Genomic DNA, 17392 nt, shown 5'->3' on the forward strand with positions numbered 1-17392 from the left:
GCGGCAGGCGGCCTTGCGCTGTCGATCGGCCTCGGGCGCTGCGAGGCTGGCAGCACCAGCGCCGCCAACGTGTCCACGCTCGCGCCGATCATGCAGACCCGGGGCCATCCCCCGGCGGGATGCAGCCGCGGCAGTAAAGCTTTCACAAATGTCAACCCAGTGAGATAGATTCATGCCTGCAACGCTCGCTGCGTTCCCGAACGACTTCTCTCTCCTTTCCATGCCGGACCGTCCTCCCACGCGCAGTGTGGAAACCCTCTATGGCGACCATCACGGCTGGCTGCTCGGATGGCTGCGCCGCAAGCTCGGCCACGCGGGCGACGCCGCCGACCTCGCGCAGGACACCTTCGTGCGCGTGCTGGGCCGTCCGGGCGATGTGGAAGAAGTGCGCGAGCCGCGTGCCTGGCTCACCACCATCGCGCACGGCCTCGTGGTCGACCATGTGCGCCGCCGCACGCTGGAGCGCGCCTGCATGGAAGCCATCGCGGCCCTGCCGGAGCCGCAGGCGCCCTCACCCGAGACGCAACTGCTGCTGGTCGAGGCGCTGGTGCGCATCGACACCATGCTCGACGGCCTCCCGCCCAAGGCGCGCAGCGCCTTCCTGCTCTCGCGGCTCGACGGCCTCGGCTATGCCGAGATCGCGCAGCGCCTGAACGTGAGCCTGAGCTCGGTCGAGAAATACATGGCGACCGCGATCCGCCACTGCCTGGCGCTGCGATGAAACCTGCATTCCCCTCCTCTTCTCCTTCGTCCGGCGACGGCGGCAACGCCTCCGACCTGCTCGAACAGGCCATCGCCTGGGTCGTGCGGCTGGGCTCCGGCAGCGCGGACGAAACAACGCACAGCGCCTGCGACGCGTGGCGCGCCGCGCACCCCGCGCACGAACAAGCCTGGCAGCAGGTGCAGGCCGTGGAAGACGCCTTCCGCCAGGTGCCGCGCATCGGCAGCGGCATGAGCAGCGACATGGGCGATGCAGGCGGCGCGCTGGCCCACGGCGCGCTGCAGGCCGCGACCCTGATGCGCGCGCAACAGCAGCGGCAGCAGCAAAGCCGGCGCCGCGCGCTCGGCGTGCTGGGCCTGGCTGTCACCGGCGGCGTTGTCGGCCTGTTCGTCTGGCGCGAAACGCCCTGGGAGCAGCGCACCAACTACGCCACCGCCGTGGGCGAGCGCCAGCGCGTGACGCTGGCCGACGGCACCGAGCTGAACATCAACACCGGCTCCGAGGTGCAGGTGATCTTCTCGCCGCGCCAGCGGCGCATCGTGCTGAGCCGCGGCGAGCTCTTCGTGCGCACCGGCGCCGACAGCGGCGCGCTGCTGGGCCACCGCGCCTTCTGGGTCGAGACGCCGCATGCGCGCTTCGAGGCGCTCGGCACGCGCTTCGGCGTGCGCGAGCAGGACGACCAGACGCGGCTGTCGCTCATCGAAGGCCGCGTGGCCATTCACACCGAAGGCGCACCGCCGGTGGTCGCACAGGCCGGCGACGGCTACATCGTGCGCGGCGGCGCGGCACAGCCCCAGCGCATCGTGGACCGCAGCTTCGAGCCCGACGCCTGGACCGACGGCGCACTGGTGGCCCGGCAGATGCGCCTGGACGCCTTCGTCGCCGAGCTCGCGCGCTACCACGGCACGCCGCTGCTGTGCGATGCGGACGTGGCCTCGCTGCGCGTGTCGGGCGTGTTCCAGCTCAACGGCCCCGACCCGGTCGGCCGCGCGCTCGAAGCGCTGGTTCGCACACTGCCTGTACGGCTCGAACATGGCACAGGAGGCACATTGACTGTCGCGCGACGTTGAGACGACTTTTTCCGGACCGCCCTCCCGGGTTCTGGCGGTTCCGGCCTGCAAGGCCCACCCTGCTTCCCGCGCTGCTGCTGGGCGTCGCGGCGGGATGGGCTGCGCCCGCAGGGTCCGCACGCGCACAGGCGCAGGCCTCCGCGCGCGCCGGTTTCGACATTCCGGCCGGCGCGCTCGAAGACGCGCTCAGCACCTTCGCGCGCCAGGCCGGCATTACGCTGTCTTTCGATCCGGCGCTGGTACATGGCAAGAGCGCCGCCGCGCTCCAGGGCAGCCGCACGGTGCCCGAAGGCTTGGCCGAGCTGCTGTCGCCCCACCAGCTGGAGGCCGTGCCCGGCAGCAGCGGCGCCTATGCAGTGCGCCCGGCAGCCGCCACGGCGGCAGCCCAGGGCACCGGCAGCACGCTGCCCACGCTCATCGTCACCGCACAGGGCGAGCGCGCTGACGGCCAGGTGCAGGGCTACGTGGCGCAGCGCAGCGCCACCGCCACCCGCACCGACACCTCGCTGCTCGAAACACCGCGCGCCGTCACCGTCGTCACGCGCGCGCAGATGGACGACCAGGCCGTGCACACCGTCGAGCAGTCGCTGCGCTACTCCGCCGGCGTGCTCACCGAGGTCAGCGGCTATGACCCGCGCTTCGCGTCGCTCACGGTGCGCGGCTTCACGCCCGCCGAATACCTCGACGGCTTCAAGCTCCCCACCACCAGCCTCGTCACGCGATGGCTGGTCGAGCCGCAGGCGCTGGAACGCGTCGAGCTGCTGAAAGGACCGGGTGCGGTCTACGACCCGTCGGCACCAGGCGGGGCCATCAACATGGTGTCCAAGCGCCCTTCGGCGGAGGCGGTGCGCGAGGTGAGCCTTTCGGTGGGCAACCGCAACCGCTACCAGGGCAGCTTCGACCTCGGCGGCGCGATGAACGCCGACGGGAGCCTGCTCTTCAGGCTCAACGGTGTGCTGCGCAACAGCAACGGCCAGACCGACTTCTCGCGCGACGACCGCAGCTTCATCGCCCCGTCTCTGACGTGGACGCCCTCGTCCCGCACCAAGGTCACGCTGATGGCCGAGGCCACGCGCGACCGCATGACGCCCAAGAGCATCTGGCCCGAAGGCGCGCTCATCTCGCCCAACCCCAACGGCAGCATTCCGCGCGAGCGCTTCATTGGCGAGCCCGGCTTCGACCGCTACAACCGCGATGCGTTCTCGCTCACCTACCTGCTGGAGCACCAGCTGAACGACAACTGGACGCTGCGGCAGAACGCGCGCCACGCGACGCTCGACATCGACTACCGGCAGATCTACGGCACCGGCTTCGAGAGCGACCTGCGCACGCTCGACCGCGCGGTGGTGCGGATGAAGGACAAGAGCCGCACCACCACGCTCGACACCCAGCTCGAAGGGCGCTTTCGTACCGGGCCGGTGGAACACACGCTGCTGATGGGGCTGGAGTACCAGCGCCAGAGCAGCACCACGCAGACCAGCGTCGATCCGGCCCCCTCCATCGATGCCTTCGCACCGGTCTATGGCGCGCCCGTGCCCGAGCCCGCGTTCCCCGTGCAGTCGACCAACGGCATCACGCAGCGCGGGCTCCACGTGCAAGACCAGATGCGCGCGGGGCCGTGGTCCCTCGGGCTGGCCGTGCGGCAGGACCGGGCGCACAACAGCGCCAGCCCGGGGCCGCAGGCGGTGTCGTCGTCCGTCGGCCTCGACACCAACACCAAGACCACCTACAACGCGGGCCTGCTCTACCTCGCGCCGAACGGCCTGGCGCCCTACTTCAGCTACTCGACCTCGTTCACCCCGCTGCTGGGCACCATCGCCGGCGGCGACCTCCTGAAGCCCGAGCTCGGCCGGCAGTTCGAGGTGGGCCTGAAGTACCGCCCGCCGAACGTGGACGCGCTGTTCACCGTGTCGGTCTTCGACCTGAAAAAGAACAACTCGCCCACGTTCACCCCGTACGTGCTCAACCCGGTCTCGCAGATCGGCGAGGTGCGCACGCGCGGCCCGGAGTTCGAGGCGCGCGCCTCGCTGACCCGCCAGCTCAGGCTGGTGGCCAGCTACACACTGCTCGACGCAAAGATCACCCGCAGCCTGAACCCCGACGAGTTGGGCAAGCAGCCGCTCAACACCGCGCGCCAGACCGCCGCGCTGTGGCTCGACTACCGCTTCGGCAGCCCCGAGCTGCAGGGCTGGAGCGTGGGCGGCGGCGTGCGCCATGTCGGCAAGGTGCCGGCCAGCGTGGACAACAGCAGCTACAACCCGCCCTACACGCTGGTCGACGCGGCCATCCGCTACGAACGCGGCCCCTACAGCTTTGCGCTGAACGCCACCAACCTCACCGACAGGAAATACATCGCGGGCTACGGCCAGTATTTCGGCCAGGGGCGCACGGTGCAGGCGAAGCTCACCTACCGCTGGTAGTCACGCAGCAGGCGGCAGCTCAGCGCAGCGTTGCGTGCGGATGCAGCGGATGCGCCAGCGTGTCCGCAATCAGCCGCAGCGCCTGATCGCACTGCTCGCGCGACATCGGCCCGCCCAGGCAGATGCGCACCGCATCGGGCGGATCGCCATCGGTGGAAAAGGCCGCGCTCGCCACCACGCCCACGTTCTGCGTGCGCAGGTACGACGCGAACTCCACCGGGCTCCAGCCCGGCGTGAGCGGCAGCCACGCATGAAAGCCCTCGGGGTGCGCCTGCAGCCCGCTGTCGCCCAGGTAGCGCGCGGCCAGCAGTTGCCGCGCCACCGACTCCGCGCGCACCGCCTGCAGCATCTCTTCGGCCGTGCCGTCTTCCACCCACAGCGTGGTCAGCGCGTTGGTGATCGGCGAGGCCATCACCGTGGTGGCACGCATCGCACCCGCCAGCCGCTGCGACTGCACCACCGTCGGCGAGCACACGTACGCACTGCGCAGCCCCGCGCCGAAGCACTTGGAGAAACCGCTCACGTAGTAGGTGAGCCCCGGCGCCAGCGTGGCCAGCGACGCGGGCGTCTGGCGCGGCAGCATGCCGTAGGCGTCGTCCTCGATGATCGGCACCGCATAGCGCAGCGCCACATCGGCCAGCGCCTCGCGCCGCGCGCGTGACACGGTGGCGGCCGTGGGGTTCAGCAGCGTGGGGTTGCAGTACAGCGCCTTGGGCTTGAGCGTCTTGCAGGCGTGCTCGAAGGCATCGGCGATGGGGCCGTCGTCGTCCATCTGCAGCGCATGCAGCTGCACGCCGAGCTGCGCGGCGATGGCTTTCACGCCGGGGTAGGTGAGCGTTTCCACGCAGATCAGCTCGCCCGGCCGCGCAAGCTGCGAGAACAGCGCCGTCAGCACGCCGTGGATGCCGGGGCACACCAGGATGCGGTCGATGCTCGCGTCAGGCACGAAGGGCCGCAGCCAGTGCATGGCGGCGGCGCGGTCGTGCGCGGTGCCGCCGAAGTCCTGGTAGCGCAGCAGGTCGTGGAAATCGACCTGCGCGAAGGCTCGGCTGGCGCTGTCGTGCAGCCGTGCCATCAGGTGCTCGTCGTCGGGCTCGGGCGGCATGTTCATCGTCATCTCGGCGCCGCTGCCGCCGCGCAGCCGCAGGCTCGGGCTGCCAGAGCGGATGAAGGTACCGGTGCCGGCGCGCGAGTCGATCAGCCCGCGCTTGCGCGCCTCGGCGTAGCCGCGCGCCACCGTCGTGTAGTTCAGCTCCAGATCGGCGGCCAGCTCGCGCAGCGTGGGCAGGCGGTCGCGCACGCCCAGGCGGCCGGTCTTGATGTCGTCGGCGATCAGGTCAGCCAGCAGCAGGTAGGCCGGCCGGGCGGTGTTGCGCAGCTGCTTGCGCCAGTGGGCGGTGATCGTGGTCATCGGTGATGGTCCGGCGAAGTTGATTGCATTCATTGATTGCATCTGGCCACCGATCAACATGCAGGAACCGCGCCCGCGCCAGAGGGGAAGAATGCTTCGATCAGGTGCGATCAACCCCATTGATCGGGTGCATTGATCGCATGGCATGTGCGTCGTCGCGGTGCAGAACAGGCCACGCAGGCCCACCCCGAGCCGGCTTTTTCGGGTACCGGAAAAAATTTTGCGCGCACGCAGCCCGCACTGCTGCACGTTGATCGCGCATTGATCGCATGAACCCGGCAAGCCGCTGGCACATCGCCTGCGAAGGAAAAGGCACGCAACACCTGCGTACCCACCACCCAACCGGAGTACCCCATGCCCAAAGTCACCCGCCCCCGCAACGAAAAAGGCGAGTTCCTCGTCGACTACGAAGAGAAGGTGTTCGAAGACGTCAAGGCCGAGCCCGGCCAGAAGGCGCTCGTCACCTTCCACACCGTGGCCTTCGAGGGTTCGATCGGCTTCGTGAACCTGCTGCAGGCCACGCGGCTGCGTCGCAAGGGCTTCGAGACTTCCGTCCTGCTGTATGGCCCCGGCGTGACGCTGGGCGTGCAGCGCGGCTTTCCCACGCTGGGCGACGAGGCCTTTCCGGGCCACCAGAACTTCAACAAGCAGCTCGCCAAGTTCATGGAAGAGGGCGGCAAGGTGTATGCCTGCCGCTTCGCGCTGCAGGCGCTGTACGGTCATGGCGAAGGCGCGCTGATCGAGGGCATCACGCCGATCAACCCGCTCGACGTGCTTGACCTCGTGCTGCTGCACAAGAAGGCCAATGCGGTGGTCATCGACACCTGGACGCTGTAAGGCAGCGCGAGCGATGGCTTCCACACCCCGCATCGTGCGCGCAGCGGCGATCCAGATCGCGCCCGACTTCGAGCGGCCCGACGGCACGCTGGAGCGCGTGTGCAGCGCCATCGACGCGGCCGCTGCAAAGGGCGCGCAGATCGCGGTCTTTCCCGAGACCTTCGTGCCCTACTACCCCTACTTCAGCTTCGTGCTGCCGCCGGTGCTGCAGGGCGCGCCGCACCTGCAGCTGGTGGAGCGCGCGGTGGTGGTGCCCGGCCCCGTCACGCAGGCGGTGGCCGAGCGGGCCCGCGCGCGCGGCATGGTGGTGGTGCTCGGCGTGAACGAGCGCGACCACGGCAGCCTCTACAACACGCAGCTGGTGTTCGACGCCGACGGCACGCTGGTGCTCAAGCGCCGCAAGATCACGCCCACGTACCACGAGCGCATGGTCTGGGGCATGGGCGACGGCGCCGGCCTCAAGGTGGTTGACACCGCAGTCGGCCGCGTCGGCGCGCTGGCCTGCTGGGAGCACTACAACCCGCTCGCGCGCTACGCGCTGATGGCGCAGCACGAGCAGATTCACTGCGCGCAGTTTCCCGGCTCGCTGGTCGGCCCGATCTTCGCGGAGCAGATGGAAGTGACTATCCGCCACCACGCGCTGGAGTCGGGCTGCTTCGTGGTCAACGCCACCGGCTGGCTCACCGACGAGCAGATCCGCTCCGTCACGCCCGACGCCAACCTGCAGAAGGCGCTGCGCGGCGGCTGCCACACGGCCATCGTCTCGCCCGAAGGCAAGCACCTTGCGCCGCCGCTCACCGAGGGCGAAGGCATGGTGGTGGCCGACCTCGACATGGCGCTGATCGCCAAGCGCAAGCGAATGATGGATTCGGTCGGCCACTACGCGCGACCCGAGCTGCTGTCGCTCGCCATCAACGACCGGCCGGCGCAGACCACCGTGCCCATGCACCTCACGCAACCTTTCGCCCAACGGAGCCCAGACCATGACGACAACACCCACGACGATGCAGCCGCAGGACAGCCGGCAGCTGATGACCGAGCTCCAGTCCTTCGGGTTGCGGCTGGTTGACCCATCGGCCGGCGTCGCGAGCCGCCGTGGCGGCGCGGGCCCTTCGGACCACAAGGCCGTGACGGTCGACGGCCACACGATCATGGTGCCGGTCCACACCTCCACGGCCTGGCATTCGCCCTTCACCGCCGAGGCGCCGGATGCGGCTGGCATGAGCCGCGTGATGCGCGGCAGCATCCCCATTGCCAGCATCAGCTTTCCGAAGCAGCCGCGCTTCTACGCAATGCAGACCTTCGACGGCGTGCCCTACTCACACATCGCCACGCTGCACGGCAGCGACGTGCTCGCCACCACCGTGCTGCAGACCTGCATCCGCTACGAAAGCCGCAAGAAGAGCTGCAAGTTCTGCGCAATCGGCCAGTCGCTCGCGGCCGGCCGCACCATCGCGCGCAAGACGCCCGAGCAGCTTGCCGAAGTGGCGCGCGCTGCCGTACTGCTCGATGGCGTGAAACACATGGTGATGACCACCGGCACACCCAACGCCACCGACCGCGGCGCGGCCGTGCTGTGCGAGAGCGCCTTCGCCATCAAGGCGGCGGTCGACATCCCCATCCAGGGCCAGTGCGAGCCGCCCGACGACGACCAGTGGTTCCACCGCATGAAGGCCGCGGGCATCGACACGCTCGGCATGCACCTCGAAGTGGTCACGCCCGAGGTGCGCGAACGCATCATGCCGGGCAAGGCCAGCGTGCCCGTCTCGCGCTACATGAGCGCCTTCGAGGCGGCAGTGGGCGTGTTCGGGCGCGGGCAGGTCAGCACCTACATCCTGGCCGGGCTGGGCGACACGCGCGAAGCCATCCTCGACACCTGCGACCAGCTGCTGGCGCGCGGCGTGTACCCCTTCGTCGTGCCCTTCGTGCCGATCAGCGGCACGCCGCTCGAAGACCACCCTGCTCCCACGCCCGAGTTCATGAAGTCGCTGCTCGCGCCGCTGGGCGAACGCGTGGTGGCGGCGGGCCTGCGCTCGGCCGACATCAAGGCCGGCTGCGGCAAGTGCGGCGCGTGCTCATCGCTCTCGATATACGAAAAAGAAAGCGAAAGCTGAGCATGCTGTGCATCGACAACCTCTGCGAGATGGCGGACCACTACGCGCCCGTCGAATACCTCGTGCGCGAAGCCGCCCAGCAGTGGGAGCGCGACGAGGCCATGGCACTGCGCCGCGCGGTGTTCTGCATCGAGCAGGGCATCTTCGTGCGCGACGACCGCGATGCCATCGACGACCATGCGCGGCTGCTGGTGGCGATGTCGTGCAACGGCGGCATGCCCGAGCAGGTGGTGGGCACGGTGCGCATCCATCGCGGCGAAGCCAAAGGCGAATGGTGGGGCTCGCGCCTTGCGGTGCACCCCGCGTTCCGCAGCCAGGGGCACCTGGGCGCGACGCTGATCCGGCTCGCCGTGTCGCGTGCCAACGCTTTGGGTTGCGAGACCTTCCTGGCGCAAGTGCAGATGCAGAACGTGCCGCTGTTCAAAAAGCTCGGCTGGTCGATGCTCGAAGAGACGAATCTGCATGGCCGCCCGCATGCGCGCATGCAGGCCGACCTGGGCTGGTATCCGCCCTGCCACGACCCCGTGAGCGGCTTCGTCACGCGCGCGAAGGTGCTGGCATGACAACAAACGTCCACGACGTCGCCGAGGCCCTGCGCGCCACGCGCGGCTTCGCCCACAAGCGCGACATCAGCGACGTGGTGTCGGCGCTGGGCCGCTCGCTGCCCGGCGGCCATGCGGCGCTGGCGCAGGCCGTGCCCATCGGCGACGACTGCGCGGCCATCCCCGACGGCCACGGCGGCTACCTGCTGTTCGCCATCGAAGGGCTGGTGGAAGACTTCATCGTGCGCATGCCGTGGTTCGCGGGCTACTGCGGCGTGATGGTCAACGTGAGCGACATCTACGCCATGGGCGGGCGCCCCACCGCCGTGGTCGACGCGCTGTGGAGCAGCGGCATGAGCCCGGCCGACGACGTGCTGCGCGGCATGGCCGAGGCCGCCGTGCGCTACGGCGTGCCCATCGTCGGCGGGCACAGCAACAACCGCAGCGAGCGGCCGCAACTGGCAGTGGCCATCCTTGGCCATGCGCGCCGGCTGCTGACCAGCTTCGACGCGAAGCCGGGCGACCTGCTCGTGATGGCGGCAGACCTGCGCGGCGCCTACGAAGAGCCCTTTCCGTACTGGAACGCCTCGACCCGCGCGCCCGCCGCACGGCTGCGTGCCGACCTGGAACTGCTGCCGGCCATCGCCGAAGACGGCCTGTGCGCCGCCGCCAAGGACATCAGCATGGCCGGCGCCGTGGGCACGGCCATGATGCTGCTCGAGTGCTCTGGCGTGGGCGCGCGCATTGACCTTGATGCGCTGCCAAGGCCCGATGGCGTGCCGCTGCTGCGTTGGCTCTCTTCGTTTCCGAGCTACGGCTTCGTGCTCAGCGTGGCGCCCGCGCAGGTGGCCTCGGTGATGGCGCGCTTTGCCGCGCGCGACATCGCCTGCGGCGTGATCGGCGAGGTCGACGCCACCCGGCAGGTGCGGCTGCGCGCCGAAGGCGAAGAGGCGCTGCTGTGGGACTTCGGCAGCGACGCCTTCATCCAGCCGCCTGCCGCCCTGCTGGAGCCCGCCACATGCCTGTAGTGCACTTCCGCGTGCGCTGGCCCGATGCCAGCGAAACCCGCTGCTATTCGCCTTCCAGCGTGGTGCGCGACTACCTCGCGCCCGGCGAGCGCTATGCCCTGGCCGACTTCATGCGGCGCACGCGCGAGGCATTGGGCATGGCCTCAGAGCGGGTGCGTGCGAAGTACGGCTTCGCCTGCTCGCAGGCCATGGACCAGCTCGCCGAGATCGAGCACATCGCCGTGCGCTTCAACGAAACCGCAGAGGCCCAGGTCACCGTCGTCGCCTTCGACTGACCGTCCCCACATCCAGAGAGAAAGAAGAAACCCATGTCACACCCCTACGGCGGACGCAGCCACTACAGCGTCGTCATCGTCGGCGGCGGCCAGGCCGGCCTGTCGCTGAGCCATTGCCTGCAGCAGCGCGGCATCGACCACCTCGTGATCGAGAAGCGCAGCCTCGTGCACACCTGGCGCACGCAGCGCTGGGATTCGTTCTGCCTCGTCACGCCCAACTGGCAGTGCCAGTTGCCGGGCTGGGGCTACATCGGCAGCGATCCGCACGGCTTCATGGTCAAGGACCAGATCAACGAATGGCTCGCAGGCTTCGTCGAGCATGTGAAGGCACCAGCCATCGAAGGCGTGACTGTCGAACGCGTGGCACGTGACGGCGAACGCGAGCGCTTCAGCGTGCAGACCGACGCCGGCCTCTACACCGCCGACCAGGTGGTGGTGGCCTCCGGCGGCTACCACCGCCCCATCGTGCCGCGCCTGGCCGAGAAGCTGCCTGCAGGCGTGGCGCAGTTCCACTCGGCGCAGTACCGCAACCCGGCGCAGTTGCCCGAGGGCGCGGTGCTGGTGGTGGGTTGCGGCCAGTCGGGCGCGCAGATCGCCGAAGACCTGCACCTGGCCGGCCGCAAGGTGCACCTGGCCACCGGCAACGCGCCGCGCTGCGCGCGCTTCTACCGCGGCCGCGAGGTGGTCGACTGGCTCGCCGACATGAAGTACTACGACATGCCCGTCACCGAGCATCCGCTGCGCGAAGGCGTGCGCGACAACACCAACCACTACGTGACCGGCCGCGACAGCGGGCGCGACATCGACCTGCGGCGCTTCGCACTCGAAGGCATGGAGCTGTATGGCCTGCTGAGCGGCTTCGACAACGGCAGCTTCGAGCTGCAGCCCAACCTGCGCGACAACCTCGACCAAGCCGACGGCACCTACAACCGCATCAACGCATCGATCGACAAGCACATCACCGCGCTGGGCATCGAGGCGCCGCCGCCTTCGGTCTACACGCCAGTGTGGGAGCCGCAGGAAGAACGCGCGCGGCTCGACCTTGCTGCGGCGGGCATCACCAGCGTGGTCTGGTGCATTGGCTTCTCGCCGGATTTCGCATGGGTCGACGCGCCGGTGTTCAACGGGCGCGGCGCGCCGGTGCACCTGCGCGGCGTGACGAACGAGCCGGGGCTTTACTTTCTTGGGCTGCCCTGGCTGCACACGTGGGGGTCGGGGCGCTTCTCGGGCGTGGCGCGCGATGCGGAGTTTCTGGCGCAAGCCATTGCGCAGAGAAAAGAGGGATTGCGCGACAGTGCCGATACCGCACCGCCCCCCGAGTTGCGCGCTGCCTAGGCCTGCTGCGCCTCTGTCAGCGCCTGCGCAGCCACCACCGCCTCTGTGCGGTTGCGCACATTGAGCGCGCGAAAGATGGCTGCCAGGTGGATCTTCACGGTGCCTTCGCTGATGCCCAGGCTGCGCCCGATCAGCTTGTTGGGCTTGCCCTGCGACAGCAGCTGCAGCACCTCGACCTGGCGCTCGGTGAGCACGTTGCGCAGGTGCTCCAGCGTCTGGGTGCCGCCGTTGCCGCTGCGCGTCAGCGCCTCGGCAGCCGCCTGCGGCGCCACGCCGGCCACGATGCCCGGCGGCAGCGCCGTGAGCATCATCGGCGGCACATACACGCCGCCGGCCAGCACCAGCCGCACGGCCGAGAGCATGACCTCGGGCGAATACGCCTTGGGAATGAAGCCGAGCACGCCGCGTTCGAGCGCGCTGCGCATGATGGCCGGGTCTTCGTAGCCCGACAGCACGATCACCGGCACGGCCGGATGGCGGCGGCGGATTTCGTCGATGTGGGCCTGGCCGTCGGCGCCGGGCATGTTGAGGTCGATCAGGGCCAGGTCGAGATCGTCGGTGGCTCCGGCAAGCAATTCGTCGACGCTCATCGTCAGAACGAATTCGATACCAGGCTCCAGCTCCGACAACTTGGCTTTGACCGCCTCGATGACGAGCCGGTGGTCGTCGGCGATCAGGATTTTCATGATGTCTTTCCCCGTGTCCCAGCGTGCAGTGCACTTGCAGACGCTGAAGATACCGGCGAATGCCCCGCGCAGCAAGGCCGGCGGCCCCACCAACGGCATAGACCCCAAGCGATATGGCGCCCGCCGCTCCCCCTTTGAAAGAATGAACGCCTACTCGAAGGAACCGGGGACATGGGCATGTGCCATCGCAGCAGACTCCGGCGCAAGACATCCTTCGCAACGCATGGCTGAGCGGGCCCGCCCATGGCCCGCCTTCTAGACTGCTTCTCCAGCTTCATCTCGTTCGGCCTCGCACTGGACGCATCGATCGCGGCCGGCACGCCCATGCTGTCGCACGATGCTGCACAGCAGCAGGCCCGCCAGCAGCTCGATGCGGCCCGCGCCGCCGCTGAGGCCTCGGGCACACCCGCGGCGCAGATCGAATCGGCCGCTTTCGCAATGGTGGCCTGGATCGACGAGATCCTCGCGCGCCACCCCGAGGCCACCTCGGCGGCAAGCACGGCGGCCCCGCTGCAGGTGCAGCTCTTCAACTCCAACAACGCGCACAGCGAGTTCTTTCACCACCTGTCGGCCCTGGGCGCGCGGGACGACGCCGTGCGCGAGGTGTACTGGCATGCGCTGGCGCTCGGCTTCAAGGGCCAGTACTACTTCGAGGACGGCGATCAGGGCGAGCTGGGCAAGCTGAAAGACCTGCACGGTAGCCAGTTGCTGCTGCGCCCGCTGTCCACCGGCAGCCTTGTGCAGGACCGCATCACGCCGCAGCCCTACGAGGTGCCCGACCCGCGCGGCCCCAACGACACGCGCCGGCGCGACCGCACGCTGCTGCTGAGCAGCGCCGCGCTGGCGCTGGCGCTGCCCCTGCTCTACCTGCTGTGGCTGTGGTCCACCGGGCCGCCCGCAGCCTCCACCGGCCTGAGCCAGCGCGTCGAGCAGCACCTGCAGACTTTCGCCTGCGCCGACCTCACGGCCACCGTCGACCGGGACGGCCGCACGCAGGTCACCGGTTTTGTCTCGCTGCCCGGCGACCTGCCGCGCGTGGAGCATGAAGTGAGCGCGCTGCCCGGCGTGAAGGCGCCGCGCTTCGACATCGGCCTGCGCGTGTGGCCGCACTGCGAGGTGTTCGCCATCCTCAAGCCCTACCAGATGCGCAACAGCGAGAAGGTCTACGGGCTGGACGTGACCGCGCCCTCGGCCCGCGAAGGCCAGCTGCGCGAGGGCGACAGCGTGCGCGTGCAGGTGGTGGCGCCGCGCCACGACAGCTACATCTGGGTCGACTACTACACGGTCGACGGCTCGGTCATGCACCTCAATGCCGGGCAGGTGCCCACGCGGCTGCACGCCGGCGAAACGCTGGAGCTGGGCCGCGACATTCCGTCGAGCTGGCTGGTGAGTCCGCCCTTCGGCAGCGTGCTGGTCACGGTGCTGTCGTCGCCGATACCTTTTGCCGAAACCTCCGACCGACCGCCCTTCGAGCTCGCCTCGGCCTACCTGCTGCGGCTGCGCGAAGCGCTCGCGGCCGGCAAGAGCAGCGAGCGGCTGATCGCCGATTTCGTCTTCCTCGAGACCGTTTCCCGATGAACGCCCTGCTCTCGCCCACCCATCGCTTCTGGCTGCTGCTGGCGCTGTGCCTGCTCGGCTTCGGCCTGCTGTACGCGGTGGTACGCGATGCGGGCCGCGGTGCGCGCCGGCGGGGGCTGCAGAAGCGCATCGCGGCGCTCGGTGCGCCGGCCACCGGCGCCGACGAGGCTGCCATCGATGCCCTGAGGGACGGCATGGCGCAGGCACAGCAAGCCCTGCGCCGCTCACCGCGGCTGAAGGCCGCGGTGCCCGCGCCTTGGTTCCTGTGCTTCGGCGACGCGGCAGCCAACCTGGCCGGCCTGTTCGCGACGGCGCACGCCGAACGCGTGCCCCCGCCCGAACCCGCGAGCAGAGATGGGGGCGAACCCTTCGGCGCGGCTTGGTGGCACTGGTGGCTGACAGGCGCGACGGTGGCCATAGAGATCCACCCGGGCGCGCTCGGCGACACGGCCGGTACGCCGCCGCTGCGTGGCCTGTGGCTGCAGTCGCTGCTCGCGCTGGCCGAGCGGCGCGACCGGCTGCCGCTCAACGGCCTGGTGGTGGGCGTGGCGGCGGGCGAGCTGTTGCATGCCGATGCCATGGAGCTGAAGTCATTGGCCGCACGGGCGCGCCGCCTGCTCGACGAAACCAGCGACACCCTGCGCCTGCAGCTGCCCACCTACCTCGTCGTGACCGGGCTCGAACAGCTCACGGGCTATGCGGCCCTGCGCGGCGCGCTGCCGCCTGAAGTGCTGGCGCAGGTGCTGGGGCATCGCCTGACCGATGCCTCGCCCTTCATCGAGACACCGGCCGGCGAGCGGCTGGATACCGTGTTCGACCCCATCGCGAAGCACCTGCACGCGCTGCGCATGGCGCTGCTGCGCGAGCAGCCCGGCGCCGCGGGCCGGCTCGCCATCCATGAGTTCGTGGAGGCCGTGCGCGCGCTGCAGCCCGGCCTGCGCCAGTTCGCGCAGGTGCTGTTCGAGAACCACGGCAAGTCCTCGCGCGCACCGCGCTGGCGTGGGCTCTACCTCACGGCAGCCGCATCGAACTCAACCGGCGGGGCCTTCGTGAACGATCTGTTCGAGCACTTCCTGCCCGCAGACCAACCATTGGTGCGACCGGGACGGCCGTCATGACCCGCCCCCCTGGCAAGCCGCAGCGCCTACTTCGCGTCAACGCGGATCGCGCGCGCGCCGAAAGTCACGTCGAGCGCCTGCGCCTTGCCCGTGGTGACCGGGCGCACTTCGCGCCAGCGCGCACGGTCGAGATCGCGGAACGCCGCCATCACGCCGATGGACTTCGCGTCGGGCGGCAGGTTGAAGTCGAGCTTCTTCGTCTCGCCGGGCCGCAGCAGCACTTCTTCGCGCTGCACGAGCTCGGCGCCGAGCGTGGCCTGGTCTTTCTCGAACAGCGAGAAGAAATCGGCGCCCTCGAACGGGCCGGGCGACTTCAATGCATACACGCGCACGGTGAGCGGCGAGGCCCGGCCACGCGCATCGGGGTTGGCATCGGCGCCGGCCGTGAGGGTCACGGCCACCGTGGTGACCACCGGTTTGCTCGCGCAGCCCGTGATGAAAAGACCCGCTGCAGCAAGGCCGAGAGCTGCGATGCGGCGCCGCGTTGCCGCGCCAAGGAAGCCTTCATAGGACGAATGGTGTGTACCCAGCGTGCGCATGCTATTCCCTTCGTTGCATTGACCGGTCAAGACGCATCTTTGATTATCACCAGCGAACTCCAACAGGCAACATGCTGACCAACGAACTCGCAGCCACACTGCTCGCGCCCATCGGCGAGGCCTCGCCGTGCGGCGACGATCTCGAGTACGACGCGGACTTCATGACGCTGGTCTCGGCCGCGCAGGGCAAGCCCGAGCAGCAGTTCGGCGACACCGTGATTCCCGCGGTCGAACCCGAGTGGCGCGAAGTGGGCGAACGGGCCGACGGCATCCTGCGCCGCAGCAAGGACGTGCGCGCCGCGGTGCTGCTGCTGCGCGCATCCACCCGCATGCAGGGCGTGGAAGGCTTCGCCGCCGGACTCCGCCTGCTCAACGGATTGCTCGACACCTTCTGGGAAGGCATACATCCAAAGCTGGATGCGGACGACGACAACGACCCGACGATGCGCCTGAACGCGCTCGCGCCGTTCTGCGACGAGAGCCAGACGATGCTGCGCGAGCTGTACGACGCACAGGTGGGCATGGCACCCGGTGTGGGGCCGATACGCGTGCGCGACATCGCCGTCGCCCACAACGTGCTGGATGCCGTGAGCGGCGAAGCCACCTATTCGGCCTCGCAGGTCAAGGGGGGGCTCGAGGCCATCCAGGCGTCCCGGCCAGAACTGTTGCGGACCGTGGCGGACGTGCCTGCCCTTCTCGACAAACTGCAGGCCTTGCTGGTCGAGCGCACCGGCCGCGCCGACGCTATCGACCTGACCCCGCTTCGTGCCGTTGCCCGCGTGCTGAAGAAAGCCTGCGACGCCGCCGCCGGCGCGCCTGACGAAGCGTCGGTGAGCACGGATGCCGAAGCCGGCGAATCGCAAGCGGCTGGCACAACCGCCCGCCCCGCAGCCGCACGCGGCGAGATCCAGAACCGGCAGGACGCGGTGCAGATGCTCGACCGCGTGATCCGCTACCTCGAGCAGACCGAGCCGGGCAACCCCGCGCCGCTTTTGATCGAGCGCGCCAAGAAGCTCATCGGCGTGAGCTTTCTCGAAATCATGGCCAACCTCGCGCCGAACGCGATGGACACCATCGAAACGGTCACGGGCCGCCGCCCGTCCGAGTAAGCCAGCACCACCCCACACCCGCCCCCATTCACACCCGTAAGGAGCATCTCCATGGCCAAGAGCAGTCAGAAATTCATCGCCCGCAACCGGGCGCCCCGGGTCCAGATCGAATACGACGTGGAGCTCTATGGGGCAGAGAAAAAGGTGCAGCTGCCCTTCGTGATGGGCGTGCTGGCGGACCTCTCGGGCAAGCCGGCAGATCCGCTCGCGCCGGTGGCCGATCGCAAGTTCCTGGAGATCGACGTCGACAACTTCGACTCGCGCATGAAGGCCATGAAGCCGCGCGCGGCCTTCGCGGTAGAGAACTCGCTCACCGGCGAAGGCGACCTGAAGGTGGAGCTCACCTTCGAGAACATGGAAGACTTTTCGCCCGCCGCCGTGGCACGCAAGGTGGGCGCGCTGAACAAGCTGCTCGAAGCGCGCACGCAGCTGTCGAACCTCGTCACCTACATGGACGGCAAGGGCGGCGCCGAAGACCTGCTGGCCAAGGTGCTCGAAGACCCGGCCCTGCTGCAGACGCTGGCCGCGAGCAAGAAACCCGAAGACGCCGGTGGCACACCCGCCGCCTGACACCCATCCGACCGCCACACAGGATCACGAGGAGTAAAC

17 protein-coding genes are annotated in these 17392 nt (G+C 69.2%); 14 read left to right on the forward strand and 3 right to left on the reverse strand.

Annotation, left to right across the window (positions count from 1 at the left end; translation table 11 throughout):
* Positions 1-220: 220 nt before the first annotated feature.
* From ACSFBF_RS29880 to ACSFBF_RS29890, 3 genes are read left to right on the forward strand one after another with little or no spacing between them, the layout of a single operon-like run.
* Positions 221-721: a sigma-70 family RNA polymerase sigma factor gene (locus ACSFBF_RS29880; protein WP_093058818.1), complete on the forward strand. Its 501-nt coding sequence runs from the start codon at positions 221-223 to the stop codon at positions 719-721.
* Entirely contained in the window at positions 718-1791 is a 1074-nt protein-coding gene (locus ACSFBF_RS29885) for a FecR family protein (protein ID WP_435473343.1), read from the forward strand. Before ACSFBF_RS29880 ends, ACSFBF_RS29885 begins: the two co-directional genes overlap by 4 nt.
* Positions 1788-4211 (forward strand): TonB-dependent siderophore receptor, encoded by a 2424-nt coding sequence (locus ACSFBF_RS29890; protein ID WP_435473345.1) that lies wholly within the window; start codon positions 1788-1790, stop codon positions 4209-4211. Before ACSFBF_RS29885 ends, ACSFBF_RS29890 begins: the two co-directional genes overlap by 4 nt.
* Before the next feature lie 19 nt (positions 4212-4230).
* Here ACSFBF_RS29890 and ACSFBF_RS29895 read toward each other — a convergent pair whose 3' ends face one another.
* The gene (locus ACSFBF_RS29895) at positions 4231-5622 is read right to left on the reverse strand and encodes an aminotransferase-like domain-containing protein (protein WP_435473347.1); all 1392 of its coding nucleotides are present in this window, start codon (positions 5620-5622) and stop codon (positions 4231-4233) included.
* Positions 5623-5976: 354 nt separating this feature from the next.
* Here ACSFBF_RS29895 and ACSFBF_RS29900 point away from each other — a divergent pair, with 354 nt between their 5' ends.
* The 7 genes from ACSFBF_RS29900 to ACSFBF_RS29930 are packed head-to-tail and all read left to right on the forward strand — an operon-like array spanning position 5977 to position 11753.
* Positions 5977-6459, forward strand: coding sequence for an MSMEG_0572/Sll0783 family nitrogen starvation response protein (locus ACSFBF_RS29900; protein WP_093058775.1), 483 nt, complete (start codon positions 5977-5979; stop codon positions 6457-6459).
* Positions 6460-6472: 13 nt separating this feature from the next.
* Positions 6473-7528, forward strand: coding sequence for a Nit6803 family nitrilase (locus ACSFBF_RS29905; RefSeq protein ID WP_435473350.1), 1056 nt, complete (start codon positions 6473-6475; stop codon positions 7526-7528).
* Positions 7491-8573, forward strand: coding sequence for an MSMEG_0568 family radical SAM protein (locus ACSFBF_RS29910; protein WP_435473620.1), 1083 nt, complete (start codon positions 7491-7493; stop codon positions 8571-8573). Before ACSFBF_RS29905 ends, ACSFBF_RS29910 begins: the two co-directional genes overlap by 38 nt.
* 2 nt (positions 8574-8575) lie before the next feature.
* A complete protein-coding gene (locus ACSFBF_RS29915; protein WP_435473352.1) occupies positions 8576-9136 on the forward strand; it encodes an MSMEG_0567/Sll0786 family nitrogen starvation N-acetyltransferase in 561 nt (186 codons plus the stop codon).
* On the forward strand, positions 9133-10143 hold the full coding sequence (locus ACSFBF_RS29920; RefSeq protein WP_435473354.1) for a sll0787 family AIR synthase-like protein: 1011 nt from the start codon (positions 9133-9135) through the stop codon (positions 10141-10143). Before ACSFBF_RS29915 ends, ACSFBF_RS29920 begins: the two co-directional genes overlap by 4 nt.
* A complete protein-coding gene (locus tag ACSFBF_RS29925) occupies positions 10134-10418 on the forward strand; it encodes an MSMEG_0570 family nitrogen starvation response protein (RefSeq protein WP_435473356.1) in 285 nt (94 codons plus the stop codon). Before ACSFBF_RS29920 ends, ACSFBF_RS29925 begins: the two co-directional genes overlap by 10 nt.
* A 33-nt stretch (positions 10419-10451) precedes the next feature.
* Positions 10452-11753: an MSMEG_0569 family flavin-dependent oxidoreductase gene (locus ACSFBF_RS29930; protein WP_435473358.1), complete on the forward strand. Its 1302-nt coding sequence runs from the start codon at positions 10452-10454 to the stop codon at positions 11751-11753.
* Here the strand turns inward: ACSFBF_RS29930 and ACSFBF_RS29935 are convergent.
* Positions 11750-12439: a LuxR C-terminal-related transcriptional regulator gene (locus ACSFBF_RS29935; RefSeq protein ID WP_435473360.1), complete on the reverse strand. Its 690-nt coding sequence runs from the start codon at positions 12437-12439 to the stop codon at positions 11750-11752. The two genes, ACSFBF_RS29930 and ACSFBF_RS29935, sit on opposite strands and share 4 nt — an antisense overlap.
* Positions 12440-12682: 243 nt before the next feature.
* On the opposite strand from ACSFBF_RS29935, the gene ACSFBF_RS29940 reads away from it, so the two are divergent.
* Positions 12683-14017: a DotU family type IV/VI secretion system protein gene (locus ACSFBF_RS29940; RefSeq protein WP_435473362.1), complete on the forward strand. Its 1335-nt coding sequence runs from the start codon at positions 12683-12685 to the stop codon at positions 14015-14017.
* Entirely contained in the window at positions 14014-15135 is a 1122-nt protein-coding gene (locus ACSFBF_RS29945) for a type VI secretion system protein (protein ID WP_435473363.1), read from the forward strand. The genes ACSFBF_RS29940 and ACSFBF_RS29945 overlap by 4 nt, the downstream gene beginning before the upstream one ends.
* A gap of 26 nt (positions 15136-15161) precedes the next feature.
* Here ACSFBF_RS29945 and tssJ read toward each other — a convergent pair whose 3' ends face one another.
* Positions 15162-15674, reverse strand: a complete 513-nt coding sequence (tssJ, locus tag ACSFBF_RS29950; RefSeq protein ID WP_435473365.1) for a type VI secretion system lipoprotein TssJ — start codon at positions 15672-15674, stop codon at positions 15162-15164.
* A 71-nt stretch (positions 15675-15745) separates the two neighbouring features.
* On the opposite strand from tssJ, the gene tssA reads away from it, so the two are divergent.
* The gene (gene tssA / locus ACSFBF_RS29955) at positions 15746-16783 is read left to right on the forward strand and encodes a type VI secretion system protein TssA (RefSeq protein ID WP_435473367.1); all 1038 of its coding nucleotides are present in this window, start codon (positions 15746-15748) and stop codon (positions 16781-16783) included.
* Between the two features lie 51 nt (positions 16784-16834).
* Complete coding sequence (gene tssB, locus ACSFBF_RS29960; RefSeq protein ID WP_093058765.1) at positions 16835-17353, forward strand: type VI secretion system contractile sheath small subunit; 519 nt, start codon at positions 16835-16837, stop codon at positions 17351-17353.
* Positions 17354-17392: the final 39 nt, after the last annotated feature.

The organism is Variovorax nivicola (genome assembly GCF_051216475.1).
Classification (GTDB): Bacteria; Pseudomonadota; Gammaproteobacteria; order Burkholderiales; family Burkholderiaceae_C; genus Variovorax.